Annotated in this window: 28 protein-coding genes, 1 tRNA gene and 1 pseudogene; 16 read left to right on the forward strand and 14 right to left on the reverse strand. The window is 60.6% G+C overall.

The window, feature by feature from the left end; all coding sequences use genetic code 11:
• A pseudogene (locus tag J5Y17_RS11360) lies at positions 1 to 434 on the forward strand (3-oxoadipyl-CoA thiolase); the annotation flags it as partial.
• Between the two features lie 5 nt (positions 435 to 439).
• On the opposite strand, the gene J5Y17_RS11365 reads toward J5Y17_RS11360, so the two are convergent.
• Complete coding sequence (locus J5Y17_RS11365) at positions 440 to 1,357, reverse strand: LysR substrate-binding domain-containing protein (protein ID WP_219785373.1); 918 nt, start codon at positions 1,355 to 1,357, stop codon at positions 440 to 442.
• A gap of 78 nt (positions 1,358 to 1,435) precedes the next feature.
• Here J5Y17_RS11365 and pcaD point away from each other — a divergent pair, with 78 nt between their 5' ends.
• From pcaD to J5Y17_RS11390, 5 genes are all read left to right on the forward strand, one after another.
• A complete protein-coding gene (gene pcaD / locus J5Y17_RS11370; protein ID WP_219785374.1) occupies positions 1,436 to 2,218 on the forward strand; it encodes a 3-oxoadipate enol-lactonase in 783 nt (260 codons plus the stop codon).
• Positions 2,215 to 2,595, forward strand: a complete 381-nt coding sequence (gene pcaC, locus J5Y17_RS11375) for a 4-carboxymuconolactone decarboxylase (protein WP_219785375.1) — start codon at positions 2,215 to 2,217, stop codon at positions 2,593 to 2,595. Before pcaD ends, pcaC begins: the two co-directional genes overlap by 4 nt.
• A complete protein-coding gene (gene pcaH / locus J5Y17_RS11380) occupies positions 2,592 to 3,332 on the forward strand; it encodes a protocatechuate 3,4-dioxygenase subunit beta (RefSeq protein ID WP_219785376.1) in 741 nt (246 codons plus the stop codon). The genes pcaC and pcaH overlap by 4 nt, the downstream gene beginning before the upstream one ends.
• Before the next feature lie 2 nt (positions 3,333 to 3,334).
• Complete coding sequence (pcaG, locus tag J5Y17_RS11385) at positions 3,335 to 3,934, forward strand: protocatechuate 3,4-dioxygenase subunit alpha (protein ID WP_219785377.1); 600 nt, start codon at positions 3,335 to 3,337, stop codon at positions 3,932 to 3,934.
• Positions 3,935 to 3,998: 64 nt separating this feature from the next.
• On the forward strand, positions 3,999 to 5,054 hold the full coding sequence (locus J5Y17_RS11390; protein WP_219785378.1) for a 3-carboxy-cis,cis-muconate cycloisomerase: 1,056 nt from the start codon (positions 3,999 to 4,001) through the stop codon (positions 5,052 to 5,054).
• A gap of 18 nt (positions 5,055 to 5,072) precedes the next feature.
• Here J5Y17_RS11390 and pobA read toward each other — a convergent pair whose 3' ends face one another.
• Positions 5,073 to 6,251, reverse strand: coding sequence for a 4-hydroxybenzoate 3-monooxygenase (gene pobA, locus J5Y17_RS11395; RefSeq protein ID WP_219785379.1), 1,179 nt, complete (start codon positions 6,249 to 6,251; stop codon positions 5,073 to 5,075).
• 52 nt (positions 6,252 to 6,303) lie between these two features.
• Here pobA and J5Y17_RS11400 point away from each other — a divergent pair, with 52 nt between their 5' ends.
• Entirely contained in the window at positions 6,304 to 7,194 is an 891-nt protein-coding gene (locus tag J5Y17_RS11400; protein WP_255572050.1) for a helix-turn-helix domain-containing protein, read from the forward strand.
• Here J5Y17_RS11400 and J5Y17_RS11405 read toward each other — a convergent pair.
• From J5Y17_RS11405 to J5Y17_RS11450, 10 genes are all read right to left on the reverse strand, one after another.
• Positions 7,191 to 8,741, reverse strand: a complete 1,551-nt coding sequence (locus tag J5Y17_RS11405; RefSeq protein ID WP_219785380.1) for an acyl-CoA dehydrogenase family protein — start codon at positions 8,739 to 8,741, stop codon at positions 7,191 to 7,193. The genes J5Y17_RS11400 and J5Y17_RS11405 overlap by 4 nt on opposite strands.
• Positions 8,738 to 9,613, reverse strand: coding sequence for an amidohydrolase family protein (locus J5Y17_RS11410; protein WP_219785381.1), 876 nt, complete (start codon positions 9,611 to 9,613; stop codon positions 8,738 to 8,740). Before J5Y17_RS11410 ends, J5Y17_RS11405 begins: the two co-directional genes overlap by 4 nt.
• Before the next feature lie 10 nt (positions 9,614 to 9,623).
• Entirely contained in the window at positions 9,624 to 11,441 is a 1,818-nt protein-coding gene (locus J5Y17_RS11415; protein WP_219785382.1) for a feruloyl-CoA synthase, read from the reverse strand.
• 30 nt (positions 11,442 to 11,471) lie between these two features.
• Positions 11,472 to 11,921 (reverse strand): MarR family winged helix-turn-helix transcriptional regulator, encoded by a 450-nt coding sequence (locus J5Y17_RS11420; RefSeq protein WP_219785383.1) that lies wholly within the window; start codon positions 11,919 to 11,921, stop codon positions 11,472 to 11,474.
• Positions 11,922 to 11,931: 10 nt separating this feature from the next.
• A complete protein-coding gene (locus J5Y17_RS11425) occupies positions 11,932 to 13,245 on the reverse strand; it encodes a TRAP transporter large permease (RefSeq protein WP_370628930.1) in 1,314 nt (437 codons plus the stop codon).
• 8 nt (positions 13,246 to 13,253) lie between these two features.
• Positions 13,254 to 13,793, reverse strand: coding sequence for a TRAP transporter small permease (locus tag J5Y17_RS11430; protein ID WP_219785385.1), 540 nt, complete (start codon positions 13,791 to 13,793; stop codon positions 13,254 to 13,256).
• A gap of 6 nt (positions 13,794 to 13,799) precedes the next feature.
• Positions 13,800 to 14,840 carry a TRAP transporter substrate-binding protein gene (locus J5Y17_RS11435; protein ID WP_255572051.1) on the reverse strand — a complete coding sequence of 347 codons (1,041 nt, stop codon included), beginning with the start codon at positions 14,838 to 14,840 and terminating at the stop codon, positions 13,800 to 13,802.
• A gap of 110 nt (positions 14,841 to 14,950) precedes the next feature.
• A complete protein-coding gene (locus tag J5Y17_RS11440) occupies positions 14,951 to 15,718 on the reverse strand; it encodes a crotonase/enoyl-CoA hydratase family protein (protein WP_219785386.1) in 768 nt (255 codons plus the stop codon).
• A gap of 12 nt (positions 15,719 to 15,730) precedes the next feature.
• Positions 15,731 to 16,495, reverse strand: a complete 765-nt coding sequence (locus J5Y17_RS11445) for an SDR family NAD(P)-dependent oxidoreductase (RefSeq protein WP_219785387.1) — start codon at positions 16,493 to 16,495, stop codon at positions 15,731 to 15,733.
• 212 nt (positions 16,496 to 16,707) lie between these two features.
• Complete coding sequence (locus J5Y17_RS11450; RefSeq protein ID WP_219785388.1) at positions 16,708 to 17,178, reverse strand: MarR family winged helix-turn-helix transcriptional regulator; 471 nt, start codon at positions 17,176 to 17,178, stop codon at positions 16,708 to 16,710.
• 179 nt (positions 17,179 to 17,357) lie between these two features.
• On the opposite strand from J5Y17_RS11450, the gene J5Y17_RS11455 reads away from it, so the two are divergent.
• The 8 genes from J5Y17_RS11455 to J5Y17_RS11490 all read left to right on the forward strand — a co-directional run bounded on the left by J5Y17_RS11455 (position 17,358) and on the right by J5Y17_RS11490 (position 24,713).
• Positions 17,358 to 18,407, forward strand: a complete 1,050-nt coding sequence (locus tag J5Y17_RS11455) for a TRAP transporter substrate-binding protein (protein WP_219785389.1) — start codon at positions 17,358 to 17,360, stop codon at positions 18,405 to 18,407.
• Positions 18,408 to 18,492: 85 nt separating this feature from the next.
• Positions 18,493 to 18,990 (forward strand): TRAP transporter small permease, encoded by a 498-nt coding sequence (locus tag J5Y17_RS11460; RefSeq protein ID WP_219785390.1) that lies wholly within the window; start codon positions 18,493 to 18,495, stop codon positions 18,988 to 18,990.
• A complete protein-coding gene (locus J5Y17_RS11465; RefSeq protein ID WP_219785391.1) occupies positions 18,983 to 20,374 on the forward strand; it encodes a TRAP transporter large permease in 1,392 nt (463 codons plus the stop codon). The genes J5Y17_RS11460 and J5Y17_RS11465 overlap by 8 nt, the downstream gene beginning before the upstream one ends.
• Positions 20,375 to 20,391: 17 nt before the next feature.
• Positions 20,392 to 21,612 carry a 3-hydroxybenzoate 6-monooxygenase gene (locus tag J5Y17_RS11470; RefSeq protein WP_219785392.1) on the forward strand — a complete coding sequence of 407 codons (1,221 nt, stop codon included), beginning with the start codon at positions 20,392 to 20,394 and terminating at the stop codon, positions 21,610 to 21,612.
• A 35-nt stretch (positions 21,613 to 21,647) separates the two neighbouring features.
• Positions 21,648 to 22,346: a fumarylacetoacetate hydrolase family protein gene (locus tag J5Y17_RS11475; RefSeq protein WP_219785393.1), complete on the forward strand. Its 699-nt coding sequence runs from the start codon at positions 21,648 to 21,650 to the stop codon at positions 22,344 to 22,346.
• 3 nt (positions 22,347 to 22,349) lie between these two features.
• Positions 22,350 to 22,997 (forward strand): maleylacetoacetate isomerase, encoded by a 648-nt coding sequence (maiA, locus tag J5Y17_RS11480; protein ID WP_219785394.1) that lies wholly within the window; start codon positions 22,350 to 22,352, stop codon positions 22,995 to 22,997.
• A gap of 56 nt (positions 22,998 to 23,053) precedes the next feature.
• Entirely contained in the window at positions 23,054 to 24,157 is a 1,104-nt protein-coding gene (locus J5Y17_RS11485) for a cupin domain-containing protein (protein ID WP_219785395.1), read from the forward strand.
• A gap of 1 nt (position 24,158) precedes the next feature.
• Positions 24,159 to 24,713 carry a maleylpyruvate isomerase N-terminal domain-containing protein gene (locus J5Y17_RS11490; protein ID WP_219785396.1) on the forward strand — a complete coding sequence of 185 codons (555 nt, stop codon included), beginning with the start codon at positions 24,159 to 24,161 and terminating at the stop codon, positions 24,711 to 24,713.
• Here the strand turns inward: J5Y17_RS11490 and J5Y17_RS11495 are convergent, their stop codons facing one another.
• Complete coding sequence (locus tag J5Y17_RS11495) at positions 24,714 to 25,841, reverse strand: cytochrome c peroxidase (protein WP_219785397.1); 1,128 nt, start codon at positions 25,839 to 25,841, stop codon at positions 24,714 to 24,716. It abuts the gene before it with no gap.
• A gap of 204 nt (positions 25,842 to 26,045) precedes the next feature.
• Between J5Y17_RS11495 and J5Y17_RS11500 the strand changes: the two genes are divergently transcribed.
• Positions 26,046 to 26,119 (forward strand) — tRNA-Gly (locus J5Y17_RS11500).
• A gap of 124 nt (positions 26,120 to 26,243) precedes the next feature.
• Here the strand turns inward: J5Y17_RS11500 and J5Y17_RS11505 are convergent.
• Positions 26,244 to 26,450, reverse strand: coding sequence for a DUF2892 domain-containing protein (locus J5Y17_RS11505; RefSeq protein ID WP_219785398.1), 207 nt, complete (start codon positions 26,448 to 26,450; stop codon positions 26,244 to 26,246).
• Positions 26,451 to 26,530: the final 80 nt, after the last annotated feature.

The raw sequence follows: 26,530 nt of genomic DNA on the forward strand, positions 1-26,530 counted from the left end.
TGAACGATGGCGCGGCTGCGCTGATCCTTGCCTCGAAAGACGCCGCCGAAAAGCACGGTCTGACACCCATCGCCAAGGTGCTGGGCGGGGCCGCCGCCGGTGTTGCACCGCGGATCATGGGCTTTGGCCCGGCGCCCGCGTCGAAAAAGCTGATGGCCCGTCTCGGTCTCACGCAGGAAGACTTTGCGGTGATCGAGCTCAATGAAGCCTTCGCCTCGCAGGGCCTCGCCACGCTGCGCGATCTGGGCATCGCCGACGACGACCCGCGCGTGAATCCGAACGGCGGCGCGATCTCCATCGGCCACCCTCTGGGCATGTCCGGCGCCCGGATCACCGGCACCGCGATGCTGGAGCTGAAGCCAGGTGAAAAGTCGCTCTCGACCATGTGCATTGGCGTGGGGCAAGGCATCGCGATTGCGCTCGAAGCCGTCTAACTCTTTCAGCGGGCGGAGAAGTCCTTCGCCCGCTGATGCAACAGACTGGCCAGAAAATCCGCCGGACTGTCCCGTGTGAAATCGAATTTCCGCGTCACCCCCACCGCCCCTGTCATATAATCGACGCCGAGATCGAGTGTCGAAAGCCGCCTCTCGGACAACTCTCGTTCGACGACGCCGCGCGAGATGAACCAGAGCATGTCGGAGCGCTCCACAAGCGGAAGGCCCACAGGCCGCGCCACGGTTTCGAACCGCACATCCACATTTTCATCAAGCCCTGCGGCAATGAGATATTGCATCACCTGTTGGCGAATGATCGAGCCGGGATTGGGCAAGATCACGGGATAGCGTCGCAGCGCCTCCACAGGCGAGAGCGCCAGCCCCGGATGATCTTTGCGCCCGACCAAAAGCACAGTTTCGTCGTAAAGATATTCAAACGACAGCCCCGTCATCTCGCGCGCAGGCGCCATACGGCCGACAACGAGATCCAGCCCGCCAGAGCGCATACGATCAATGAGATAGCGGTTCGGTCCGGTGATGACGGCGATACGCGCGTCCGGGCGCAACTCGGAAAATTCCAGCGCCACGGCGGGAAACAACCCGCTCGCCACCGTCGGCAACACGCCGACTTTCACCACATCCATCCGCCCGCCGCCCGTCAGCGCCCGCACCCCGGCCTCAAGACTTTGCAAGGACGACAGGGCATGACGGCGAAAGGCCTCGCCTGCGGGCGTCAAAACCGCCTGTCGCCCCGTGCGGGTGAACAGTTCCGTGCCCAGCTGCGCCTCCAACTCGCCGATGGTTTTCGACAGTGCCGGTTGCGACACATTCCGCGCCCGCGCCGCAGCCGAGATCGTGCCCGCCTCCGCCACCGCGAGAAATGCCTCCAGATGGCGCAGTTTCATGCCGTTAGGTATATTCATTTGGTTATGCTTTTTGCATCATATTGTATTTTTCACAGAGAAATACTTATGGCAATCTGACAAAAAGGGAAGAGAAGAATGCACGCACTCAAACGCGACTGGGGCACCATGCATGTTCGCCACAAAGGCGGCACTGGGCCTGCTCTGGTCTTTATCAATTCACTCGGCACCGATCTTCGCATGTGGGACGAGGTTTGCGCGCACCTGCCGCAAGACTGGATCACTTTGCGCATGGACAAACGCGGGCATGGCCTGTCGGACACCGCGCCCGAAGGCTACGGCATCCCGGAGTTGACCGAAGACGTAATCGCTGTGATGGATGACGCGGGATTGACCACGGTCATTCTGGTCGGTTGCTCCATCGGCGGGCTGATCGCACAACATGTGGCGCTCATGGCGCCGGAGCGGGTCACCGGGCTGGTTCTGTCAAACACCGCGTCGATGCTGGGCGCGGCCGAGGGCTGGCTCACCCGTATCGAAGCTATCCGCGAAAACGGCATGGCGGCGATGGCCGAGGGCATTCTGCCGCGCTGGTTCGGCCCCGAGATGCTCGCAAATCCGAACGCGCCTTTGTGGCGCACGCTTTTGGCCCGCACCGATCAGGACGGCTACATCGCCACCTGCGCCGCGATTGCCGGCACCGACATCACAGACCGCCTCTCCGAGATCACCCAGCCCGCGCTGGTTTTCGGCGGCAAACACGATCTGGCGACCCCGCCTGAAGTGGTCGAGGCACTGGCCCGCGCCCTGCCCCGCGCCGATCTGGTGATGTTCGACAGCACCGGGCACCTGCCCGCCATCGAGGCGCCGGAGGCCTTTACCGAGGCATTGACGAAATTCGTGGAAAGGATCGCCGCATGAGCGAAAAATTTGATCAAGGCATGAAAACGCGGCGCGAAGTTCTGGGCGATGCCCATGTCGACCGCGCCGAGGCCGCGAAGACCGAGTTCGACCTGCCGTTCCAAGGCCTCATCACCGAAGGCGCTTGGGGGACCGTCTGGTCCTCGGACAAAATCTCGCGCCGTGAGCGGTCTATGCTAACCATCGCGCTTTTGGCGGCGACCGGAAATTTCGAGGAAATTCCAATGCATATCCGTGCCACCGCGCGCACGGGTGCGACGAAAGACGACGTGGCGGAGGCACTGCAACACGTCGCAATTTATGCCGGTGTGCCGAAGGCGAACCATGCGCTCAAGCTCGCCAAACAGACCTATGCGGAAATGGAGGAGACCCAATGACCAGCCTGATCAAAGATCAGGGCCCGCTGATCCCGCGCAACCGCGCGATTCACCCGGCCCCCTACGACCCCGATTACAAGACCTCTGTGGCGCGCTCGCCGAACCTGCCGCTTTTGTCGATGGAAAGCTCTCCGTCGGAGGAAACCGGCCCGACCTTTGGCCATGGCAAACTCGGCGCTTTGGACAACAACCTGATCCTGAACTGGACCAAGGGCGCGGCCCCTGCCGTGGGCGAGCGCATCCTGATGCATGGCCGGGTCCTCGATGAAAACAACCGCCCCGTTCCGCACACGCTGGTGGAGATTTGGCAAGCCAACGCCGGCGGCCGCTATCGCCACAAGAAAGACACCTATTTCGCGCCGCTCGACCCGAATTTCGGCGGCTGTGGCCGGACCATCACCGATGAGAACGGCTATTACGAATTCCTGACCGTGCGTCCCGGCGCCTACCCTTGGCCGAACCGCGCCAACGACTGGCGTCCGATGCACATTCACATCTCGGTCTACGGTCACAGCTTCGGCCAGCGCCTGATCACGCAGATGTACTTCGAGGGCGACCCGCTGATCGATCACTGCCCGATCGCCGCAACGATCAAAGACCGTAGCCAGCTCGACCGCCTTGTCGCGCCGCTCGATTTCTCGAAATCGCGTCCGCTCGATTTCCTCGCCTATAAGTTCGACATCGTGCTGCGCGGCCGCCGCCAGACCATGTTCGAAAACAAGATGGAGGGTATGTAATCATGGTCCAGAAACTTGATGTTCTGCAAGAATCCCCGTCGCAAACCGCGGGCCCCTACGTCCACATCGGATTGATGCCGAGCCATGCGGGCAACGCGGGCGCTTATGAAAACGAAATCGGCCTTTCGCCCATCGACGGCGACGTCCAGGGCGAGGTGATCGAGATCACCGGCTCCGTGTTTGACGGCACCGGCTGGGCACTGCGCGACGCCATGGTGGAAAGCTGGCAATGTGATGGCAACGGGATTTTCCCGGGCCAAGAAGGCGCCGACCCGAATTTCAACGGGCTCTGCCGCTTTGCCGCCGATGCCGAAAGCGGGGAATTCACCTTCCGCACCGTGAAACCGGGCGCCGTCAAAGGCCGTGGCGGAGTGATGAGCGCACCGCATATCTCGCTTTGGGTGGTCGCGCGCGGCATCAACATCGGGCTGAACACCCGGATTTATTTTGACGATGAGGACAACGCGAACGATCCGCTGTTGAACCGGATCGAACAGCGCCCGCGTGTAGATACTTTGATCGCCAAGAAGACCGGAGAGGGCAAATACCGCTTTGACATCCGGCTTCAGGGCGAGCGGGAAACCGTGTTCCTCGACATCTGAACGAAAATCTGACGGTATGGAGGGGGCGGCTTCGGCCGCCCCTCTTGTTCTGAAAGGAAAAATGATGAGCCTGAGCGTCTTTGATCACCCTTGGCTGTCCGGTCTGTTTGGCGACCCTGAGATGGCGGCGGTTCTCGCGCCTGAGCGTCAGATGGCGCATATGTTGGCGTTCGAGGCGGCGTGGTCGCGGGCCTGTGGCAAGGCCGGATTGTTCGACGCAGCACAGGCCGAAGCCGCGGCTCTCGCCACTGAGACGGCTGAGATCGATCTGGCGGATATTGCCGCCGGCATGGCGCAAGACGGCGTGCCGATCCCGCGTCTGGTGAAACAGTTGAAAGCCCTTGCACCCGGCGAAGCGGTGCACAAAGGCGCGACCTCTCAAGATGTGGTGGACACGGCTTTGGTGCTCGCATTGCGCGAGGCGTCTTTCCTGATCGCCGGACGACTGATGGAGCTGGACACCCATCTCAAGGCGCTTGAAGACCGCTTTGGCGACACCCCACTGATGGGCCGCACCCGGATGCAGGCGGCGACCGAGATCACCGTGCGCGACCGCGTTCTGGCCTGGCGCCTGCCGATTTCCGATCACCTCAAGACACTCGATCAAAAACGCGCCGATGTTGAAAAAGTGCAAATTGGTGGAGCCTCGGGCGACCGCAAAGCGCTTAGGGACAAGGCCGATCTTGTCGTCTCTGAGGTGGCGAAAACGCTCGGCCTCGCGCCCACGGACAAGACATGGCAAACCATGCGCCACGGGATCGCGGGCTACGCCTCATTTCTGTCGCTTGTGACCGGGTCATTGGGAAAAATCGGCCAGGATATTGCCCTCATGGCACAGCAAGGCATTGAAGCTGTGTCAATTTCCGGCGCGGGGGGCTCGTCGGCCATGCCGCATAAACAAAATCCGGTCGCGGCCGAGCTTTTGGTCACGCTGGCGCGCTTTAACGCCACGCAAGTCAGCGCCATGCACCATGCGGTCATACATGAACAGGAACGCTCCGGCACGGCCTGGAGCCTTGAGTGGATGGTCCTGCCGCAGATGCTGATGGCCACGGGGCGGTCGCTCTCAATCGCCATTCAACTCGTTCAAAACATTCAAAGATTGGGCGACCCGGCATAAAGCGCCGGGCCGTTTGCCTTAGAACGGCAGACCGATGTAATTCTCTGCCAGATCACGCCGCGCGGTCTCCGACGTCGCCAAATGGGTCAGCGTCGCCTTGCGCATTTGCTCGGCAAAAGCATCCTCGCCATCAAATCGGTGCAACATGGTGGTCATCTGCCAGCTAAAGCGCATCGCTTTCCAAATCCGCTCCAGCGCACGGGTGGAATATTCGTCCACGCCGGTCTTGCTGCCGCCTTTCACCGCGTCGATCAGCGCAGTGTAGAGATAGTACACGTCCGAGGCGGCAAGGTTCAGCCCCTTCGCCCCCGTCGGCGGCACGATATGGGCGCTGTCACCCACGAGGAACAGATTGCCCCAACGCAGCGGCTCGGACACAAAACTGCGCAGCGGCGCAATGCTCTTTTCGATCGACGGCCCGGTGACGAGACGGCTCGCTGCCTCTGACGGAATGCGGCGCGAAAACTCGTCCCAGAACCGCTGATCCGACCAATCCTCGACCTTATCCGTGAGCGGCACCTGCACGTAGTAGCGCACAAGGTTCTCGTTGCGCATCGAGGCCAGCGCGAAGCCGTGGCGGGAATTCGAATAGATCAACTCGTCATGCACCGGCGGGGTCTCGGACAGGATGCCCAGCCAGCCAAAGGGATAGACCCGCTCGAACTCGCGACGTTTCTCTTCGGGAATGGTCTTGCGCGACACGCCGTGGAAGCCATCGCAGCCCGCCACATACAGGCATTCAAGCCGCTTGCGCGTGCCCTCATGCGTAAATTCGACATGGGACTTCGCCTGATCGAGATCGTGAATTTCCACGTCAGAGACTTCATGCAGCACGGTCGTGCCCATGGCGTCCTGCGCGTTGTACAAATCCGTCGTTACCTCCGTCTGGCCGTAAACCATGACCTGCTTGCCGGTCAGATCTTTGAAGTCGATGTGCACCATCAACTCCTCGTCGGTCAGATAACAACCGTCATGCGGAATGCCCTCAGCGTCCATTCGCGCGCCGACACCCGCCTCGCGGAGCAATTCGACAGTGCCCCACTCAAGGATGCCGGCCCGGATACGGGCCAAAACGTGATCTCGGGTGGAACGTTCGAGTATGACGGTCTCGATGCCCGCTTTGTTCAAAAGCTGCGACAAAAGCAGGCCGGATGGGCCGCCGCCGATGATGGCGACCTGGGTGGTCAAAGTGGTCATATGCGTCTCCTCCAATTTGAGAAGACTTTAAAGCGAGCGGCTTGACACCGGAATGGACCCGCGCGGCAATGAATGGTACTTTTCCGGCATGAGTGAGCACAGCCAGATTCCCGCCTTCAACCTTTTTGGCGAAACCAGCGCATTCCCGGACGTGATCCATTGCGAACGCATCTTTGATCGCGCACGGCTCCACGGTTGGAAAATCTCTCCGCATCGACATCACCAGATGGCGCAGGTGTTTCACATAGAAAAAGGCTTTGCGCAGGTCATTCTGGATGGGGAAGAAGCCACACTAAAAAACGGCGAAGTTCTCTATGTTCCGCCGAAAATTGTGCATGGGTTTACCTTTGAGAAGGGCACTGAAGGGTTTGTGCTGTCGCTGCCCTCTCCCGTAGTGCAGCGTCTCGGACCGCAATCGCAACCTCTGACGGCGTGGCTCAGTGGTACGCATCACGCGCCCCTCTCCGACACAGCCAGAGGGCTCTTGTCCCAGATTGCACTATTTCATGATAAATCTGGTATATTTCGCGCACAGAAGCTTGTCGCCCTGTCACATGCGCTCTTGGTGACATTGGCGGAAGACAGCGCCCAGATCGACACTCCGGACCAAGATCAGACGCGGCAAATGCAGCAACTGGACGCCTTGATCGCCGATCATATGACGGAGGGCTGGAGTGCCACCGACTATGCCCGAGCGCTGCATATGACCGCCGGTCATTTGAACCGGATCGTGCGGCGCGACAGCGGGGTGACACTGACCGAATATCTCGAAACCGCGGTGATGACGGAGGCCTGTCGCCACCTCGCTTTTACGCGGCTCCCGGTGGCGGAGGTGGGCTATCGGCTGGGCTACACAGACCCGCCGTATTTCTCCCGCCGCTTCCGGGCGCGCATGGGGGAGACCCCCACGGCCTATCGCGCCCGGGTCGCGGGAGATATTTAAGCGCTGAGTGGCAACCGCACCGGCAGAGGCCGACGCGCCACGCGTTTGGCCAGACGGACCATATCCGCCTCGCCCGTCGCCGCCAATTTGCACCAGACCGCTCGGAACAAAACTTCGCCGGTCAACACCATGAAATCATGGGCTTTCTCCACGGCTTGCTCAGACATGCCTGCACGCGCGCTTTGCCAGTCGGACAAAAGCGCGAGACAGTCGGCATCGCCAGACGCCAGCTCCTCAACAAGTGCCGCAAAGGCGTCCGGTCCCTCTGGCGCACGCAGACCGCGCGTCGCAATGGCCACCGCATGGATGCCATTCGCACCCTCGTAGATCGAAGTGATCCGCGCATCGCGCCAGGTTTGAGACACGCGATATTCGGTCAGGTAGCCATAGCCGCCCAGCACTTGGATGCCGAGATCAGCGGCATCGATGCCCGCATCCGTACAGAACACCTTGCAGATCGGCGTCAGAAAATCGACCAGCGCGCGATTCTGACCGAGGGTCAGCTCGGCCATGGTGAGATAGGTCATGGCGCGGGCGCCGAGCGCGAGGGCTTTTTGCGCGTCCAACATGCGCTGCACGTCCGGGTGATCGGCAAGCACAGCTTCGGCGCCATCGGGCTTGCGACCCTGTTTGCGTTCGGCGGCATAGTCCGCCGCGATGTCGTGCGCGCGCGAAGCATGCGCCACGCCTTGCAGCGACACATCGAGGCGGGCGTGGTTCATCATGGTGAACATCGCCATCAGCCCCGCGCCCTCTTCGCCGATCAGTTCCGCATGCGCACCATCAAAAGCCAGCTGACAGGTGGGCGAGGCATGGAGGCCCAGCTTTTCTTCGATCCGGGTCACCGTGACCGCGTTGCGCGTGCCATCAACCTCGGACGAACAAAGGAACAGCGACAGGCCTTTGACACCTTCGCCGCCGGTTCGGGCAAGCACCAGATGCAACACGTCCTCGGACATGTCCTGATCGCCGCCGGAGATGAAAATCTTCTCTCCCTCGATCCGCCATCTGTCACCCGAAGGCGTGGCCTTGGTGCGGATACGAGAGAGATCGGACCCCGCGCCCGGTTCAGTCAGGCACATGGTGGAGAGCGTCTTGCCCGCCGCGAGACGCGGAATCCAATGCTTTTTTTGCGCCTCAGTTCCGAATTTCATCAGCGTCGAAATGGCGCCCGGCACGAGGTTGCAAACCATCTGCATCGCGTGGTTCGCGCCAGAGAAAATCTCCGAGACGCCCGCCGCCAAAAGGGCGTTTTGCCCCATGCCACCGAAATCCTCGGGGGCTGTGAGGCCTTGCCATCCGCCCTCCGCGAGCTGGGTGTAGGCGTCTTTAAAACCATCGGGCATGGTGACACGGCCATCGGAGAGGGTGCAGCCCTGCGCGTCGCCCGGCTCGTCCAGCGGCGCGATGATGCCCTCGGCAAAGGCGGCGAAATGACCAAGAATGCCCTCGGCGAGTTCGTCGTCCCAGTCAGGCAAACGCTCCGCCCCAGCCACGTTGCGTAGGCAAAAGAGAATGTCATCAAGCGGCGCTTTGAACGGCGTCATTCGGAGACCCCCAACAACCGCATCGCGTTCTCCTTCAAAATCAGCGGCCGCACTTCGTCGCGGAACTCGGCTTTGTCGAAGGCGTCGAGCCATTTCTCCGGCGCGATCATCGGCCAGTCGGAGCCGAACAACATCTTGTTTTTCAACAAAGTATTCGCGTAGCGCACCAGGATCGGCGGGAAGTATTTCGGCGACCAGCCCGACAGGTCGATGTAGACATTCGGCTTGTGGGTCGCGACCGACAGGGCCTCCTCCTGCCACGGGAAAGACGGGTGCGCGAGGATGATCGGCATCTCGGGAAAATCGACCGCCAGATCGTCCATATACATCGGATTCGAGTATTTCAGCCGCATGCCATTGCCGCCCTTCATCCCCGATCCGACGCCGGTCTGACCGGTGTGAAACAACGCCGGTTTGCCGGCCTCGGCGATGGCCTCATAAAGTACATAGGCGCTCCGGTCGTTCGGATAAAACCCCTGCATCGTCGGGTGGAATTTAAAGCCCTGAATGCCGTGATTTTCCACCAGATCGCGCGCCTCGCGGGCGCCCAATTTGCCTTTCGCGGGGTCGATTGACGCAAACGGAATGAGGATGTCGGAATGCTTGGCGGCGGCGTCGGCGACCTCGTAATTGTCGTAGCGGCGGTAGCCCGTCTCGCGCTCGGCATCGACCGGAAAGATCACGGCGGCGATGTTTTTCTCGCGGTAATGCGCAGCGGTCTCGTCGATGGTCGGCGGATGGGCCCAGGGCGCGTTGAAATATGTCGCCATCGCGGATTGCAGATCGTCATAGCCGTCATCGTGGTGACAGCCGCAGGCCTCCTCGGCATGGGTGTGAAAATCAATCGCGCGGACGCTGGAAAAATCTACCATATTCAATTCCTTACACTCGGATCAGGGCCGGATCTTCGTTGTCGTAGAGACGCTCCAAAAGATCGGCGCGGCGGGTGATGATTTTGCGGGTGTTCAACGACCCTTTATCGGTGATCTCGCCATCTTTGACCGAGGGCGGCTCGGACAGGATGATGGCGCGGGCAATGCGTTTGGCAGAACCTGAAGCGGCGCGGGCCATTTTGCGCAAGACGTGGTGAATTTCGGCCTGAAGATGATCGTCGATCACGGCACCCTCAGAGGTGTTGTCGTCATGCACGTGATCGGGGCGCGGGAAGACGAAAAGGCCGATCTCGCCGCGATCATGACCACAGATCACGACATCAAGCACCAGCCCACGCAGGGCCTCCAACGCATCGAGACGCAGTTTGCCCGCCTGCACCCATGTGCCGGTCAGGAGTTTGAAATCCTCTGAAACGCGGCCATCAAAAACGAGGCCCCGGTTCGGATCGTCATTGTCGAGGAATTTGACCGCATCGCCGGTGATGAAAAAGCCGTCTTCGTCAAAGGCCTCTGCCGTTTTCTCCGGGTCATGCAGGTAGCCGGGCATGACGTTCGGGCCTTTGACCCGGATTTCACAGCGCATGTCGTCATCGGGCAAAAGCTTGATCTCGGTCCCCGGCAGCGGCACGCCGATCACGCCGGAGCGGCCGATATGTTCGTGCACCATGACGTTGGCGGGTGCAGTCTCGGTGAGGCCCCAGCTTGAGATCATCAGCGGCAGGCGCCCGCGCACTTCCATCGCCATCTCTTCGAGCCGGGTCCAGATGTCTTGCGGCAGCGACGCACCCGCGTAGAACAGCATGTCGAGGTCTTTGAAATAGGCCTCGCGCAGCGCCATGTTGTGCTCCATCTCATGCACCAGCATTGAGAAGCCCACAGGTACGTTGAAGGCAAAGGTGCCTGCCTTGTCGGTGATGTTGTCGACGGTGTGCTGGAACAGCGCCTTCGTGGGTTTGCCATTGTCGATGTAGAAAGAGCCGCCATGCATGAGCATCATGTTGACGTTATGCGAGCCGCCGAAAACGTGGTTCCAAGGCAGCCAATCGACGATGCGCGGCGGACGTTCTTTGGTGAACGGCAGGACGGAGACCATCTGCGATTGGTTAGCGCACATCATGCGCTGGGTGGTCATGACGCCTTTCGGGTCCGAACTAGAGCCCGAGGTGAAGAGGATTTTCGCCAGCGTATCCGGCCCAACTTTTGCATGGACGGCCGCGAGGTCCACACCCGCATCCCCTTTCAGGAGATCGGCAAAGGGAGTCACCGGGCGCGGGGCGCCTTCGGGATTGACCGCGACAATCTCGATGCCGTCGAGATCGGAGAGGGCCAGCGCCTTCGCGTAGCGCGCGGCGTCATCGACAAACGCCATTTTCGGCTTCGTCTTACCGATCGCATATTGTAGGCGAAAATGCGCCTCTTCGATCAGGGAATATTGTTCGGCCAAGGGCACAGTGGGCACACCCGCCCATTGCGCGCCGAAAGACAGCAAAGCGTGATCGACGGAGTTGCCGGACATGATCAGGATCGGCGTCGTCTCATTGAGGCCGCGCGCGGCCAAGGAGGCAGCAATCGCTTTGACGCGCTCCAACACCTCCGCATAGCCCAACTCGCGCCAGCCCGCGCCGGAGCGTTCGGCGAGATAGGTGTGATCCGGGCGCTCAGAGGCCCATTTCTCCAACCAGACCCCGGTGTGTTCGACCACAGGATCGAGCGGCAGGGCCGAGGTCAGGATGATCTCACCCGCGCTTTTGCGGTCCATGTGCACCGAATGCGGTGCAAGCGTCAGCCCCGTCGTTTGATCTTTCATAGATTCCTCCCAAAAGCCGATAAGATGCGGCTATTTTCTCCCGACGCGGCCCAAAAGGGTCCGAAGCGTGGTCCGTTCTTCATCCGTCAGCGCAGCAAACAGAGCATCCTCATGGGCCTCGACCGCCCGCTCAGCTTCGCGCCATTTTTTATCGCCCAGCGCAGTGGTGCGCAGGGCATATTGCCGCCGGTCCCCTTCGACGCGTCCGCGTTCGATCAGATCGGCACTTTCCAATTCATCCACCAAGACCACCACGCCGGAGCGCTCGATATGCAGCGCCACGGCGAGGCGGCTCTGGGAGATGTCGGGGTTTTCCTGAATGATCGCGAGTGCGGAAAAAGACGTCATCCGAAGCCCCAGAGGCTCCAGCACCTGGGCCAGATCCTCGCGCACCGTCAGGAAGGCACGCTTCATGTTGTAGCCCACGAATTGGCGCAGGTTCTGGTCGGTGATTTCGGTATCTTTATCGCACTTGCTCATCGTCTCTTCCTCAGTTGGCCACCAAATCCACCAGCCAATAGCTCAGCACCGGGAAGCTGACCAGAATGGCGATGCGGAAGAACTCCGCGATGATGAAAGGCGTAGTGCCGCGGAAAATCTGGCTCGTCGGGATGTCTTTCGCCATTGAGGAGATGACAAAGAGGTTCATCCCCACAGGTGGCGTGATCAGCCCCATCTCGACCACCACCAAAGAGATGATGCCGAACCACATGGCTTGCTGTTCCGGCATGAGACCGAAATCGAGCGCCATGATCGTTGGGAAAAACACCGGCACGGTGAGCAAGATCATCGAGAGACTGTCCATGAGGCAGCCCATGACGAGGTAGAAGACAATGATCCCCAGAAGCACGACCATCGGCGCCACATTCGCGGCGGCAAAATAATCGGCCACTTCGGAGGGCATACGAGACAGAGCCAAAGCGACGTTGAAGATGTCCGCCCCAAAGACGATGGCAAAGATCATCGCAGTGGAGCCCGCGGTGTCGATCAGGCAATCCAGAATGGCCCGGCCATCCAGCCCACGGGTCAAAAGCCCCGCGACCAGCATCAGGATCACACCGACGGAGGCGCCCTCTGCAGGCGTGAAGAACCCGCCATAAATGCCGCCCAGCACGACCACGAAGATCACGACCACATGCCAAATGTCTTTCAAGGCTTTCAGACGCTGCGCAAAACTTGCGGCCTGATGGGTCGGGCCCTCTTCAGGGTAGAGCCGGACATAGATCGCGATGGCGATACAAAATCCGATGACGGCCAGAATGCCGGGAATGGTCGCAGCCAAGAACAGTTTGACAATGTTCTGCTCGGTCAAAAGTGCGTAGATGATCAGCACGACAGACGGCGGAATAAGAATACCCAAGGTGCCGCCCGCAGCCAAAGAGCCGGAGGCCAAAGCGCCAGAATAGCCATGTTTGCGCATCTCCGGCAGGGCCACGCGGGCCATGGTGGAAGCGGTCGCGAGAGACGAGCCGGAAATGGACCCGAACATCGCACAACCCGCCACAGAGGCCATCGCCAGACCGCCACGCAAATGTCCGATCCAAGAGTTCGACGCCGCAAAGATCGCCGCAGAGATGCCGGAGCGCGTTGCGAGATGTCCCATGAGAATGAACAAAGGCACGATGGCCAGCTCATAGGACATGAATTTATCGACCCAGGCCGTGTTGAAATAGGCCATGAGCGCGTAAGGCGAGGCGAGCGTGACATAGCCCACGGCGCCGACCAGCCCCATGCCCAAAGCAATCGGCATCCGGGCAAAAATCAGGAGCAACAGCCCCACGACCATCAGGGTGGCAATCGTCATCGGCTCCATCAGCGCACCTCCAGACCGCGAAAGGCGGTGCTGATCATCGGCAGGCCTTGCAAAAAGGCCACGATGGCCGAAAGCCCGGTGCCCAAAAGCGCGGGCAGATAGACCCACCACACGGGCGCGCGCAGCAACATGGTGCGGTCGCCATAGTCATGCATTTCCAAAAGTCCCATTGCGAGCCGCCAGGTCAGAAACGCCCAACAGACGGCGAAAATCATCGTCCAGACGCCATCGAACCGGCGCTGGGTCACGGGTTTCAGCCAGAGCGTGAAGAGATCGACCATGACGTGCCCCTTGTTGAATTGGCACAGAGGCAGGAACAGAGAGGCACAGGCCGCACAGGCCAGCTCGACCAATTCGAAATCCCCGCGGATGCCGCCCAAACCAAGGTTGCGCATCACAACCGACAGGGTGACGGCCAGAGAGGCGGCAAAAATCACAGCCCCCCCAAGCCCAGCAGAGGCCAGGCAAATCGCCCGGAGCGCGAGGAACAGGGGGGTGTGATCCCCCTGGTCCGTTTCAATGTTAAGCCGCTCGGCCATGATGGATCACCCGGCGTCCAGAAGTTCGTTGGCACGCGCCACGATGGCCGCCCCGTCGAGACCCGCGTCGTTCAGCTTGCCGATCCATTCGTCATAGACAGGCGCCGCCATTTCACGCCATTTGGCGATCTCTGCGCCCGGAATGGTGTGGATCTCATTGCCCTGCTTTTCGACGACACCGCGACCGAAGGCCTCAAACTCATCGAATTGCGCGCCGAGGCGGCGGGACAGATCAGGGCCGGAATGATCGTCGATCACCTTGCGCAGATCGTCAGAGAGACCTTCATATTTGCGCTCGTTCATCACCAGCGCGAAGGTGTTTGCGTAAAGGCCACGCGCACCCGCTTCCGGCTCGTTGGAGATAGACGTCAGTTCCTGCAGCTTGAAGGCCGGAACAACCTCATACGGCAGGCAGCAGCCGTCGATCACGCCATTCGAAAGCCCCACGACCATCTCGGTCACCGGGAAGAACACGGTCTCGGCCCCCATGATCTCCAACATCTTGCCCGTCGCCTGATTGGGCGCGCGCAGTTTGAGACCCTTCACGTCGTCAGCGGTCGAGATTTTCTGGCCACGGGTGTGGAACTTGCCGCCATCATGGGTGTGGAATGCCAGCGGCTTCAGCCCGCGATATTCGTTCTGGCCGAACTCATCCATAAGCGTGTGCATCGCGACCGAAGTCTTCTCGGCATTGGTCACCATAAAGGGCAGCGCCATGGTTTCGGCCACCGGGAAACGGTCCGGCGTGTAGACCGGCAGGGTCCATGTGATGTCGGCAATGCCTTGACGCGCCTGATCGGCGAGTTGGGGCGGTTTGCCGCCAAGCTGCATCGAGGGGAACATCTGCATCTCGATGGCACCATTCGTGGCCTCGGAGATTTCCTGAGCCCAAACGTCAAAGAACCGGGTCTGCATCGGGGCCACGCCCGGCAGGAAATGCGCCACGCGAAGGGTCACTTCAGCGGCGTGGGCTTTTTTGAGAAAGGCGGGTGTCGCAAGGGCTGCGCCCATTGTGGCCATAGCCATACGGCGAGTCATATTTGTCATGTGTAATCCTCCCAAATCATGACGGATGCCCGGTTTGTCTCGGGCTATGTTGTGATTGGATGCGGGCCGCCTCCTCTGCCGCCCGCCTCAATACGCATTGCGAGAGCCCGTTAACGGAAGATAGGCACGCGCTTTTCCAAGAAAGCCTTGAGGCCCTCCTCGGCATCTTCACTGGTCTGCGAGACGGCGGCGCACATGCTTTCCATGAACAAGCCGTCCGCTTTGGACATATCCTCGATCCGGCTGATCGCCTGAATCATCATGTAATTCGACAGGGTGGCGTTCTTGGCGATCTTGGCCGCGAGTTTCTGCGCCAGAGCCAAAGCCTCGCCTTCGCCCACCGCATAATGGGTGAGGCCCAGCGCCAAGCCTTCGTCCGAATTGTATTTGCGCCCGGTCAGCATCATCTCGCACATGCGATCCGCGCCAAGGATACGACCAATGCGCACCGTCGCGCCGCCGCCAACAAAGATGCCGCGCATGCCTTCGGGAAGTTGGAAAATTGTCGAAGGCTCCGAAATCCGCACATGAGTGGCAGCAGCCATTTCAAGCCCGCCACCGATAACAGCGCCGAACATCGCCGAAATCACCGGCAGCCCGCCGAACTGGATCTTCTCCATCACGGAATGCCAGTTGCGCGAGTGGCGCATGGTGCCCTCTGCGTTGCGAGCGACATGTTCGGACAGATCGAGGCCAGAACAATAATGCCCCTCCGTCCCGGTCATGATCACAACACGCACGCCCTCTGGCGGCGCTGAAAAGAACCCGTCGATGGCGTCCAAAAGCTCGTCGCACATGGCGTTGCGCTTGCCGGGGCGGTTCATGGTCAGAGTGGCGATCGGCCCCTCGATGTCGATTTTGAGAATCTCGCTGGTCATGGTGTTTTCTTCTTATTTGATCGGCATACGCGCAGCGGCGTCGAGGCGAATAACCGTCCCGTTCAGCATCGGGTTTTCAACAATCGCCTGCGCGAGGCGGGCATATTCGTCCGGGTCGCCCATGCGGGACGGGTACGGCACGTTTTTGAGAATGTCGGCGCGGATATCATCCGGCAGACCGGCGCTCATCGCGGTCTCAAAGAGCCCCGGGGCGATCGCCATCACGCGAATGCCGAAGCGAGCAAGTTCACGCGCGGCCGGCAAGGTCATCGAGGCCACGCCGCCTTTCGAGGCGGAATAGGCCGCTTGCCCGATCTGACCGTCTTCGAAGGCGACCGAGGAGGTGTTGATGATCACGCCCCGCGCGCCGTCTGCGTCCACCGGATCAGCGGCGGCCATGGTGCGGGCGGCGATGTTCATCACCGCGTAGGTGCCCAACAGGTTGACGTTCAACGCCTTGGCGAAAGTGTCGATGGTGAGCGAGCCGTCCCGCGGCAGGATGCGCCCTGCCGTGCCGATGCCCGCGCAAGACACGACAATGCGCGGCGTGCCCAAGTCGCTTTCGATCTGCGCGAACGCCGCCTCGACCGCGCCTGCGTCGCTGACATCTACGGCATAGCCTGTGCCACCGATTTCAGCCGCCGCTTTGGCCGCCGCCTCCCCAGACAGATCGAGAATGGCCACCGTGGCGCCCGCGCCAGCGAGGCGCTTTGCCGTGGCAAAACCCAGCCCGCTGGCAGCACCCGTCACAACGGCGACATGCCCTTTGATCTCCATGATGTCTCCTCCCGTTTGAAGAAACCATGCAGAGGATTAATTGTTCTGTCAATGAACAATTAAATGGATGACCTATCTCGCAGACGCAGCATGATCATGCGCCCACTCAGAAACACCATAAACTTCAACGAATGCGCAAAGAGGCCCCTGCCGAGAGGCCCCCGCCCCTCAAGCACACGTTGCAATGCAGCAAAGCTCAGTTTGAGCGAATGTCAGGATTTCTTGCCGAGAATCAGAGGCGCACGACTGAGGCTGTTTCCGGCGTCGGCCGCCTTGGCCGCGAGGCGCAGAAACTCACTGCGCTCCTCATCCGAAAGACCCGACAGGATGTCATCCTGAAAACCACGCACCACGGGGATCAGGGTCTCCAGGAGCGCTTCGCCATCGGGCGTCAGATGCACCAACCGCGCGCGCCGATCATGTTCAGAGACCTTCCGCACAATCAGCCCCTTGCTTTCGAGCCGGTCAATGACGCCACCAATCGTCGCACGATCATAGGCGATCATCCCCGCCAGCCGCGCCTGATCGATGCCAGGATTGGCGTGCACCGCATTCATCGCCGCGAATTGCACCGACGTCATGGTCAGACCTTGGGCCTTCATCCGCTCCTGAAACACGGACATCGAGATCTGATTCAACCTGCGAATCAGATGCCCGGCCATGTTGTGAATCTCAAGAGCCATGATGAGTGTTCCCTTCGCATCTTGCGGCATGTCGCCCGCCTCATTGCCTTATTCGGGTGACGCAGGTCAATAATAAGTATGCTTACGGAATTGACTCAGATCAATAGTAAGTATACCAATCATTCAAGGCGCAACGGGAGTGCGCCACAAAATTACGACAAATTTTCGGAGGAGCTCACATGTCCATTCGGGCCAAATTCACCCGAGCCAAGCTGCTCGGCACCATCGCCGCAGCGACACTCGCATCCGCAACGTCTGCCTTTGCACAGGACGTCACCCTGATCATGCACCACTTCCTGCCGCCGGTGGCCAACGCTCATAAGGTGATGTTGGAGCCTTGGGCGCAGAAGGTCATGGATGAAAGCGACGGGCGCATCGAGGTTCAGATCTATCCGGCCATGTCGATGGGTGGCAAACCGGGCGAGCTCTACAACCAGGTGCGCGATGGCACAGCGGACATCGTCTGGACGCTTCTGGGCTACACCCCGGGCGTCTTCCCCCGCACCGAAGTCTTCGAGCTGCCCTCCGTGCACGAAGGCTCCGCCACTGACACAACCATTGCGCTGAACGCCTCGATGGATCTTCTGGCCGAGGATTTCAAAGACATCCACGTGCTGTTTCTGCACTCCAATGACGGCAACCTGATCCATTCCGGCAACAAGGAAGTCACCACCTTCGAAGATGTTGCGGGCATGAAACTGCGCACGCCGTCCCGCACCGGGGCCTGGCTGATCGAAGGCATGGGCGCCGAACCTGTGAGCCTTCCGGTGCCCGCCGTGCCCGAAGCCATGGCGAAAGGCGTGATTGACGGCGCGATGACCACCTACGAGATCGTTCCCGCCCTCAAATTGCAGGAACTCGACAAATACACCGCAGAGCTGCCGAATGGCGACCGATTCGGCACCGCCGTCTTCATGGTGGCGATGAACAAAGACGTCTACGAAGACCTGCCTGATGACCTGAAGGCCGTGATTGACGCCAATTCCCGCGCCAATGTCGCCGCCGAGATCGGCGCGATGTGGGAAGGTTTTGAAGAGGCCGGCATCGGCGCGCTCGATGGCGCGGGCGTCACACGTCACACCTTCTCCGACGAGGAAGCCGCAAAATTCCATGCAGTGAGCGAAGAGGTCGTGGCCCGTTGGGTCGTTGAAGTGACCGAAAAAGGTATCGACGGCGCCGCTCTCGTGGAACAAGCCCGCGCGGCCGTCGCCGCCGCACACGGCGAATAAAGCCCGCGACTAATCATACATCCTGAGTGGCGGGATCCTCCCGCCGCTCGCCCCAAACGAAACGCACCCAACCGGGAGGCATGCTATGCACGCTCATGTGACGCGTCTGGCAGACATATTCGCTATGCTTGGAGGCGCGATCCTCTTTGTCATCGTGATGGTCACCACCACCAACACTGGCGCCTTTATTCTTGATCGGTTCATGGGCCTCTTTGGCCAAGACGTCTCCGGCCTGCCCGGCTACGAAGATTTCGTCCAACTCGCCATTTCCGGCGCAGCACTCATGTTTTTCCCCTACACGCAAGCCTCGCGCGGCCATGTCGCCGTGGATTTGTTCGTCGCCAATGCGCCGATGCCCGTGAAACGCGTGCTCGACCACATGTGGCTTACGTTGACTGCCGCGATCGCGCTGTTTCTGGCCTATTGGATGGTCCACGGCATGCTCGAATCCCGCTCTGACGCCGCCGAAGCCGGTGTCCTCGGCTGGCCGATCTGGCCCTTCTACATTCCCGGCATCGCCTCCATGGTCCTTTGGGCCGTGGTCTCCGTGAGCCAGATTTTCGGAGACGCGCGCTATGCTTGATCCCATCACCATCGGGGTTGTCGGCCTCGTCGTTCTCTTTGTCCTTCTGATCCTGCGCATGCCCGTCGGCATCGCGATGATCATCGTCGGCATCGGCGGCACCTATGCGCTCTCGCTGGCCCTGCCCTATGTGCGCTTCGTGCCCTACATCCGTCAGTTCAAATCGCTCCTGTGGGAGAATGTCGCGAGCTACGATCTCTCCGTCGTGCCTTTGTTCGTTCTGATGGGCTACATCGCCGCCGAAGCGCGATTGTCTTCTGATCTGTTCAAAGGTCTCGAAGCACTTCTCTCTCGCCTCAGAGGCGGCGTGGCCATGGCGGCCATCGCGGCCTGTGGCGGCTTTGGCGCGGTTTGCGGGTCTTCGCTAGCGACCGCCGCGACCATGGGCAAAGTGGCCCTGCCGGAACTCAAAGAACTTGGCTACAAGGACCGTCTCTCTGCAGGCGCTTTGGCCGCAGGCGGCACGCTTGGCATCCTGATCCCGCCCTCGGTGGCGCTGGTGATCTATGCGATCATCGTCGAAGGCTCAATCCTCAAGATGTTCCAGGCCGCCGTAATCCCCGGTCTTCTGGCCGTGCTGTCCTTCATCGGTGTGATCGCCATTCTGGTCCGTGTGAACCCGTCGCTGGCGCCAGAACCCCGCCCGATGCCGCGCGATGAACGCAACCTTGCGCTCAAGCGCCTCTTCCCCGTGATCCTTATCTTTGGCGCGATCATCCTTGGTCTGGGTTTTGGCCTCTTCACACCGACGCCCGCCGCCTCCATCGGCGTCTTCCTGATCGGCGCTTACGGCTTTGCGCTCCGCGCTCTGACTGGCGAAGGTCTGAACATGAAAGGCCTGCGCCGCGCGTTGCAAGCCACGGCGATCACCTCCGGCATGATCTACCTGATCCTGTTTGGCGCCGAAGTGCTTAAGGGCTTCTTCACCCGCTCCGGCCTGCCGCAAGCGCTCTCCGAGTGGGCCGCCACCTCCGGCATGGACCCGATGCTGGTGCTGGTGATCATGCTGATCGCCTTTGTCATCCTCGGCTGTTTCATGGAAAGCCTCGCGATGATCCTCGTTGTGGTGCCGTTCTTCTGGCCGACGCTGATCGCACTCAATGGCGGCGAATATGTCACCGCAGAGACCGCCGCCTACGGCATGGACACCGAGAGCCTCAAAATTTGGTTCGGTATCCTCGCGCTCATTGTCGTCGAGCTTGGGCTGATCACGCCCCCTGTCGGCCTCAACGTCTTCATCATCTCCTCGCTTGCCAAGGACACCCCCATGTCCACCGTTTTTCGCGGCGTCATGCCCTTCCTTGGTTCCGAGGTCATTCGCGTGGCTCTGATCCTCATGATCCCGGCCCTCACCCTCACCATTCCACGCCTCATCGGCGGCTGACATAAGGAGACACTACCATGTCTGATCTTCCCATTCTCATTGCCGGTGGCGGCATCGGTGGCCTTGCTGCCGCCTGTGGTCTGGCCCGCAAAGGACACCGGTCCATCGTTGTCGAACAAGCCCCCGCCTTGGGCGAAATCGGCGCCGGCATCCAGATCGGCCCGAACGCATTCCATTGTTTCGACTATTTGGGCGTCGGCGACGAGGCCCGCGAGAAGGCGGTCTATATCGACAAGCTGCGCCTGATGGATGCACAAACCGCCGAGGACATCACCTCTATTCCCTTGGACGAGCCGTTCCGCGAGCGCTTCAAAAACCCTTACGCCGTGGTGCACCGCGCCGACCTGCATGGTGTTTTGCTGAAGTACTGCGAAGACAGCCCGCTGGTGGATATTCGCACCTCACACGTGGTCGAAGGCTACGAACAAGACGGCACCTCCGTGACACTCAAAGTCAAAGACCGCGATCCGATCAAGGGTTCCTTCCTGATCGGCGCCGAAGGTCTGCGTTCTGCGATCCGCGGTCAGATGATCGGCGACGGCGAGCCGCGCATCTCCGGCCACACGACCTACCGTTCCGTCATTCCCACCGAGCAAATGCCCGAAGACCTGCGCTGGAACGCGGCCACGCTTTGGGCCGGTCCGAAATGTCACATCGTGCACTACCCGCTCAAGGGCTGGAAAGTCTTCAACCTCGTCGTGACCTATCACCGCGACGTGCAAGAGGCCATCGCAGGCCGTCCGGTCTCTAAAGAAGAGGTCGCACAAGGTTTTGAGCACATCCACCCGAAGGCCCGTCAGGTCATCGAACATGGCTCCGACTGGAAACTCTGGGTGCTCTGCGACCGCGATCCGATTTCCAACTGGGTCGACAACCGCGTGGCGCTTTTGGGCGATGCTGCCCACCCGATGCTGCAATACTTTGCGCAAGGCGCCTGTATGGCCATGGAAGACGCCGTCGCCATGTCCCATTGCATCGAGCATTACGGCGAGAACGTCGAGCGCGCGCTGCAAATCTATCAGGAAATGCGCAAGGTCCGCACCGCCCGCGTCCAGATGAACTCCCGCCTCATCGGCGAATACATCTACCACCCGGACGACGCCAAAGCCGCCGTGCGCAACCACGTCATGTCGAACATGACCCAAGACGAATGGTACGACCAGCTCTCCTGGCTCTATGGCTCGACCGGCCTCGATGACACGACTGTGAACGCCGCGCTGAAAACCGCCGCCGAATAACCTCCCCTTTCGAAGAAACGCAAAAAGGAACCGATATGTCCTATGTCTTCCCCCCCGCCCCGCAGGCCTCCGTGGCCGTCGACGGCACTGACGACCGCCTGCCGGTCCGCCGCATCTTCTGCGTCGGGCGCAACTACGCCGCCCACGCCCGCGAGATGGGCAAGGACCCCGATCGCGATCCGCCCTTCTTCTTCACCAAACCGGCGGACGCCGTGGTGGACTCGGGCGAAGTGGTCGCCTACCCGCCGCAGACCGAGAATTTCCACTACGAAGCCGAGCTGATCGCCGTGATCGGCAAAGCGGGCAAGAACATCGCAGAGGAAGACAGTCTCAACCACGTTTGGGGCTATGCCGTCGGCAACGACCTGACGCGGCGCGACCTGCAACTCAAGGCCCGCGAGCAAGGCCGTCCTTGGGATTGGGGCAAGGCGTTCGACCGCTCTGCTGTTATCGGCCCGGTGTTCCCGGTTGAAAAAGTCGGCCACCCCGACAAGGGCGCGATCAAGCTGACCGTGAATGGCGAAGTCAAACAAGACGCCGATCTCGCAGAACTCATCTGGTCGGTGCCTGAGATCATTTCGATCCTGTCGCATTCCATCGCGCTTGAGCCCGGCGATCTGATCATGACCGGCACCCCCGCAGGCGTCGGGCCGATGGTTGAGGGCGACGTCTGCGTGGTCGAGATCGAAGGCCTCGGCAAGATCGAGACCCCCATCGGAAAACGCGAGGCGTAGGACATGCCTTTGAAGTTGCATAACTTCTTCCGCTCCTCCACTTCAACGCGGCTGCGTGCCGCGTTGAACCTCAAGGGGCTGGAGTATGACTATATCGCCTATGTGCTGCGCGACGGGGAAACCCGGACGCCGGAGTATCTGGTGAAGAACCCGCAAGGCCTCGTGCCAACGCTCGAGACCGAAGACGGCAGCTTTCTGACGCAATCTCTCGCCATTATGGAGTGGCTGGAGGAGACCCACCCGGAGCCCGCGCTTTTGCCCGCAGATGCCGCCGGTCGCGCCCGTGTGCGTGCGCTGTCATACATGATCGCCTGCGAGATTCACCCGCTCAACAATCTGCGCGTGCTCTTCCGCATCCGCGATCAGTTTGGGGCCGATGAGGAAGCCCAAAAAGAGTGGTTCACCCATTGGGTCACCCTCACCTTCGACGCGCTGGAAGCAGAGCTTTCCGCCTCCGCTCAGACCGGCACCTATTGCCACGGCGACACGCCGACGATGGCCGATTGCTGCCTCTATGCGCAGGTCTGGAACAACAAACGCTTCGGCGTGCCGCTGGAGAACTGGCCGACGATTTCCCGCATCTATGCGGCACTCGACACGCTACCAGAGATGACCAAAGCGGCACCGCCCAACCAACCCGACGCCGCCTGAGGCGTCGCCCAATATGCGCGCGGCCTGACGCGTGACCAACCCGGAGGAAATTCACCATGCTGACCGAAGATCGCAGCCACGACACCATCGAGCACGGCATGCAGCCGGAGGACACTCCGGAACTGCGAGAACTCTATAAAGGGTTCGAAGAGAACAACCTTTTGCCGCTCTGGACCCAGCTTGGCGACCTGATGCCGATGACGCCCAAATCCAAAGCTGTGCCACATGTCTGGCGGTGGGCCGATCTTTTGCCGCTGGCGGAAAAATCCGGCGAGCTGGTGCCCGTGGGGCGTGGCGGTGAGCGTCGCGCAATTGGCCTTGCCAATCCGGGTCTCGGCGGCAATGCCTATGTGACGCCCACGCTTTGGGCCGCGATCCAGTATCTTTGTCCGGGCGAGAACGCGCCGGAGCACCGCCATTCGCAAAACGCCTTCCGTTTCGTGGTCGAGGGCGAAGGCGTCTGGACCGTTGTGAACGGCGATCCGGTGCGCATGTCGCGCGGCGATCTGTTGCTGACGCCGGGCTGGAATTTCCACGGTCACCACAATGTCGCGACGGAGCCGATGGCCTGGATCGACGGGCTGGACATTCCGTTCTCGCAACAGATGGATGTGGGCTTTTTCGAGTTCGGGTCTGACCGAGTGACCGACAATGCGACGCCGGATTATTCGCGGGGCGAACGGCTCTGGTGCCACCCGGGTCTGCGCCCGCTGTCGCAGTTGCAAAACACTGTGTCTTCCCCGATTGGCGCTTATCGTTGGGAGTTCACCGACCGGGCGCTGACCGAACAGCTTTTGCTCGAAGACGAGGGCCAGCCCGCCACGGTTGAACAGGGCCACGCCGCGATCCGCTACGTCAATCCGACCACCGGAGGTGACGTGATGCCGACGATCCGCTGCGAGTTCCACCGCCTGCGCGCAGGTACGGAAACCGCAACGCGCAACGAAGTCGGCTCGACCGTGTTCCAAGTGTTTGAGGGCAAGGGCGCCGTGGTGCTGAATGGCGTCACCCACAAGTTGGAGAAAGGTGACATGTTCGTCGTGCCGTCTTGGGTGCCGTGGTCCTTGCAGGCCGAGACGCAGTTCGACCTGTTCCGCTTCTCGGACGCGCCGATCATGGAACGTCTGGGCTTCATGCGTCAGATGGTCGAGGGGCAATAACATGTCTCTCACCGAGACAGACATCGCCGCCCGCGAAGCGCTAAAGGAACGTTTGGGCAAGGGGGCGCGGTTCGACGCCCCCAACGCCCCCGCCGAAGATTTGTTGCTCGCCCGTCGCGGCACCGCCTATTTCGCTCGCAAACTCATGGAACTCACGGATGACGACCTCTATGCGCCCTCCGCTATCGACGGCCTGAGCCGCGCGCATATCATTGTCCGCGTCAGTTACGAGGCCCGCTATCAGGCGCTGGCTTTGGAGGCTTTGGACAAGGGCGAAGTCTTGGAGTTGCCTGAAGAACTGCCCTCGCTCGATCTCGCAGCGACCCTTCCGGCCCGCGCGCTTCGGCACCTATTCCAGCATTCCGAAGTGCATCTCAACGTCTGTTGGCGCGATCTGTCCGAGGACCAATGGGATGCGGCGCTCACATTGGCCGACGGCACGCAAACGACCCCACGCGCCCTGCCCTTGATGCGCGCGCAAGGCATCTGGCAAGGTGCCCTCGATCTCGGCAATGGTGCAAGGCTCAAGGATGTGCCGAAAGCGCTCGCGCTGTGATCACTCGTCGAGCAAGTGCTCGTAACGCGCATCCGTCAGGGTCTTCATAAAGGCCACAAGCGCGTCAATCTCGCGATCCTCAAGCGCCGGTCCCGTGGTCAGCTCTTCCATCGAGAGGTTCTGCGGCACCTCCGGCGCACCAAAGCGTTCGCCGGTTTCCGGGTTGAGCATCCGCGCCTCGGATTTCGTGTTGTAGGTGTTGTAGAACAGCACGACCGTGCGCAGGTCCTGAAACACACCGTTGTGCATATAGGGCGCGGTCACGGCGACGTTGCGCAGCGTCGGCACCTTGATCTTGCCTGCTAAACCCGCCGTATCCTCGACCAGCGCGTTCTGCGCCAGCCCCAGATCGACCTGCCCCCGCCCAACGCCGTTCATGTCGCGCAGCGCGCCATTCTCCGGCACGCCGATGTTGTGATATTCGTAATTGGTGAAGGTCTCGCCCTCCATCCCCGCACGCGGCAACAACTCGTGGCACAGGTTGCAATTGGTGAATTGCTGAGAAAAGAACAGCGTCTCGCCCAGCATTTCCTCGCGCGTCAGTTCTGCTTCCCCGCGCAGGTAGCGGTCGTATTTGCTGTCAAAAGGAGAGAACAGATCGGTGCCTTCAAAGGCCGCAATCGCCTTGGTCATCGCCCCATAGGCCTCGTCTTGGTCGGCAAATATCTCGTCGCCGAACAGATCTTTGAAAGCCACGACATAGGCTGGGTTTTCCTCTAGTCGCGCCACCACGGAGGCCGCATCCGACATGCCCATCTCGATCGGGTTCAACGGCGGCCCGCCCGCCTGATCGGCCAAGGTCGCGGCGCGTCCGTCGTGGAACTGCCCACCGCGATAAACGCCCTCATCAAGCTTTTCGAACATCGGCGCGAAATGCGCGTAGCTCGCAGTCGGCGCGTTGCGGTCGCCCAAAGACACACCATCGTCGCCCGGCGAGGCCATGCCACGCGGATCGGCAAAGGCATATTCGGGATCATGGCAGGTCGAACAGGATTGCGTGCGGTTCTTTGACAAGTTTTCGTCAAAAAACAGCGCCTCCCCCAGCCCTTCGAGTGTGGCGAGGTCTTCCGCCATCGCGGGCGTGACCAGCAAAGTGCAGAAGAGCGGCAGGGCGAGCGTTTTCATCATGGGCTTCCTGAAAAGCATGGGCAGATTTCCAAAGCACGGCGTCTATCGAGACGGCCTTATCCGAGCTTTTCAATCAGGAATTTGACCAAAGTCAAGCCCCGCACCCAAATCGTGATCGCACGTGCCGAAAGCCCTTCACAAATGGCATCGCCGTTGACCACTTGACGCTCCAAAATCCATAGCCTAAACACAGGGCTCTACGCGGCGGGCGTTGTGTAGTGGTAAGACCTTAGCCTTCCAAGCTAATGACGCGGGTTCGATTCCCGCCGCCCGCTCCAAAATCCCCCTCCATCTCGAAATCTGTGGCCCGGCGAAAGGTCGTCCTGCGGTTCTCTTTGGCAAAAATTCTCATAAAAAACGGGGCCGCAAAGGACCCCGCTTAAACGTCATGTCGCTCCGAGATCACTTCTCGAAGGCACAGCCTGCCGGGATGCCGAGTTTGGCAAAGACTTTGGCCGCAGGGCACCAGCCGGTAAAGGACGATTGCAGCAGGTTGGCGCCGATAAAGACGGTGAACCAAACAAAGCCGGGGTGGACGAACTGGGTCAGCGCAACGCTGATCAGGACCATGATGCCGGCAAAGCGGAACACAGCGCGGTCGATGGACATGGGGGATTCTCCATAAAAGGTATGCCAAGTTTGGGACTAAGATATCAGGTCTTGAATACAAATTCAATATATTGAATGCG

The sequence above is a fragment of the Celeribacter sp. PS-C1 genome, from assembly GCF_019429625.1.
Taxonomy (GTDB): Bacteria; Pseudomonadota; Alphaproteobacteria; order Rhodobacterales; family Rhodobacteraceae; genus Celeribacter.

Coding starts and splice junctions, on each gene's coding strand:
- J5Y17_RS11365 (WP_219785373.1), bottom strand. CDS start 1,357: ATGAATATACCTAACGGCATGAAACTGCGCCATCTGGAGGCATTTCTC.
- pcaD (WP_219785374.1), top strand. CDS start 1,436: ATGCACGCACTCAAACGCGACTGGGGCACCATGCATGTTCGCCACAAA.
- pcaC (WP_219785375.1), top strand. CDS start 2,215: ATGAGCGAAAAATTTGATCAAGGCATGAAAACGCGGCGCGAAGTTCTG.
- pcaH (WP_219785376.1), top strand. CDS start 2,592: ATGACCAGCCTGATCAAAGATCAGGGCCCGCTGATCCCGCGCAACCGC.
- pcaG (WP_219785377.1), top strand. CDS start 3,335: ATGGTCCAGAAACTTGATGTTCTGCAAGAATCCCCGTCGCAAACCGCG.
- J5Y17_RS11390 (WP_219785378.1), top strand. CDS start 3,999: ATGAGCCTGAGCGTCTTTGATCACCCTTGGCTGTCCGGTCTGTTTGGC.
- pobA (WP_219785379.1), bottom strand. CDS start 6,251: ATGACCACTTTGACCACCCAGGTCGCCATCATCGGCGGCGGCCCATCC.
- J5Y17_RS11400 (WP_255572050.1), top strand. CDS start 6,304: ATGGACCCGCGCGGCAATGAATGGTACTTTTCCGGCATGAGTGAGCAC.
- J5Y17_RS11405 (WP_219785380.1), bottom strand. CDS start 8,741: ATGACGCCGTTCAAAGCGCCGCTTGATGACATTCTCTTTTGCCTACGC.
- J5Y17_RS11410 (WP_219785381.1), bottom strand. CDS start 9,613: ATGGTAGATTTTTCCAGCGTCCGCGCGATTGATTTTCACACCCATGCC.
- J5Y17_RS11415 (WP_219785382.1), bottom strand. CDS start 11,441: ATGAAAGATCAAACGACGGGGCTGACGCTTGCACCGCATTCGGTGCAC.
- J5Y17_RS11420 (WP_219785383.1), bottom strand. CDS start 11,921: ATGAGCAAGTGCGATAAAGATACCGAAATCACCGACCAGAACCTGCGC.
- J5Y17_RS11425 (WP_370628930.1), bottom strand. CDS start 13,245: ATGACGATTGCCACCCTGATGGTCGTGGGGCTGTTGCTCCTGATTTTT.
- J5Y17_RS11430 (WP_219785385.1), bottom strand. CDS start 13,793: ATGGCCGAGCGGCTTAACATTGAAACGGACCAGGGGGATCACACCCCC.
- J5Y17_RS11435 (WP_255572051.1), bottom strand. CDS start 14,840: ATGACAAATATGACTCGCCGTATGGCTATGGCCACAATGGGCGCAGCC.
- J5Y17_RS11440 (WP_219785386.1), bottom strand. CDS start 15,718: ATGACCAGCGAGATTCTCAAAATCGACATCGAGGGGCCGATCGCCACT.
- J5Y17_RS11445 (WP_219785387.1), bottom strand. CDS start 16,495: ATGGAGATCAAAGGGCATGTCGCCGTTGTGACGGGTGCTGCCAGCGGG.
- J5Y17_RS11450 (WP_219785388.1), bottom strand. CDS start 17,178: ATGGCTCTTGAGATTCACAACATGGCCGGGCATCTGATTCGCAGGTTG.
- J5Y17_RS11455 (WP_219785389.1), top strand. CDS start 17,358: ATGTCCATTCGGGCCAAATTCACCCGAGCCAAGCTGCTCGGCACCATC.
- J5Y17_RS11460 (WP_219785390.1), top strand. CDS start 18,493: ATGCACGCTCATGTGACGCGTCTGGCAGACATATTCGCTATGCTTGGA.
- J5Y17_RS11465 (WP_219785391.1), top strand. CDS start 18,983: ATGCTTGATCCCATCACCATCGGGGTTGTCGGCCTCGTCGTTCTCTTT.
- J5Y17_RS11470 (WP_219785392.1), top strand. CDS start 20,392: ATGTCTGATCTTCCCATTCTCATTGCCGGTGGCGGCATCGGTGGCCTT.
- J5Y17_RS11475 (WP_219785393.1), top strand. CDS start 21,648: ATGTCCTATGTCTTCCCCCCCGCCCCGCAGGCCTCCGTGGCCGTCGAC.
- maiA (WP_219785394.1), top strand. CDS start 22,350: ATGCCTTTGAAGTTGCATAACTTCTTCCGCTCCTCCACTTCAACGCGG.
- J5Y17_RS11485 (WP_219785395.1), top strand. CDS start 23,054: ATGCTGACCGAAGATCGCAGCCACGACACCATCGAGCACGGCATGCAG.
- J5Y17_RS11490 (WP_219785396.1), top strand. CDS start 24,159: ATGTCTCTCACCGAGACAGACATCGCCGCCCGCGAAGCGCTAAAGGAA.
- J5Y17_RS11495 (WP_219785397.1), bottom strand. CDS start 25,841: ATGATGAAAACGCTCGCCCTGCCGCTCTTCTGCACTTTGCTGGTCACG.
- J5Y17_RS11505 (WP_219785398.1), bottom strand. CDS start 26,450: ATGTCCATCGACCGCGCTGTGTTCCGCTTTGCCGGCATCATGGTCCTG.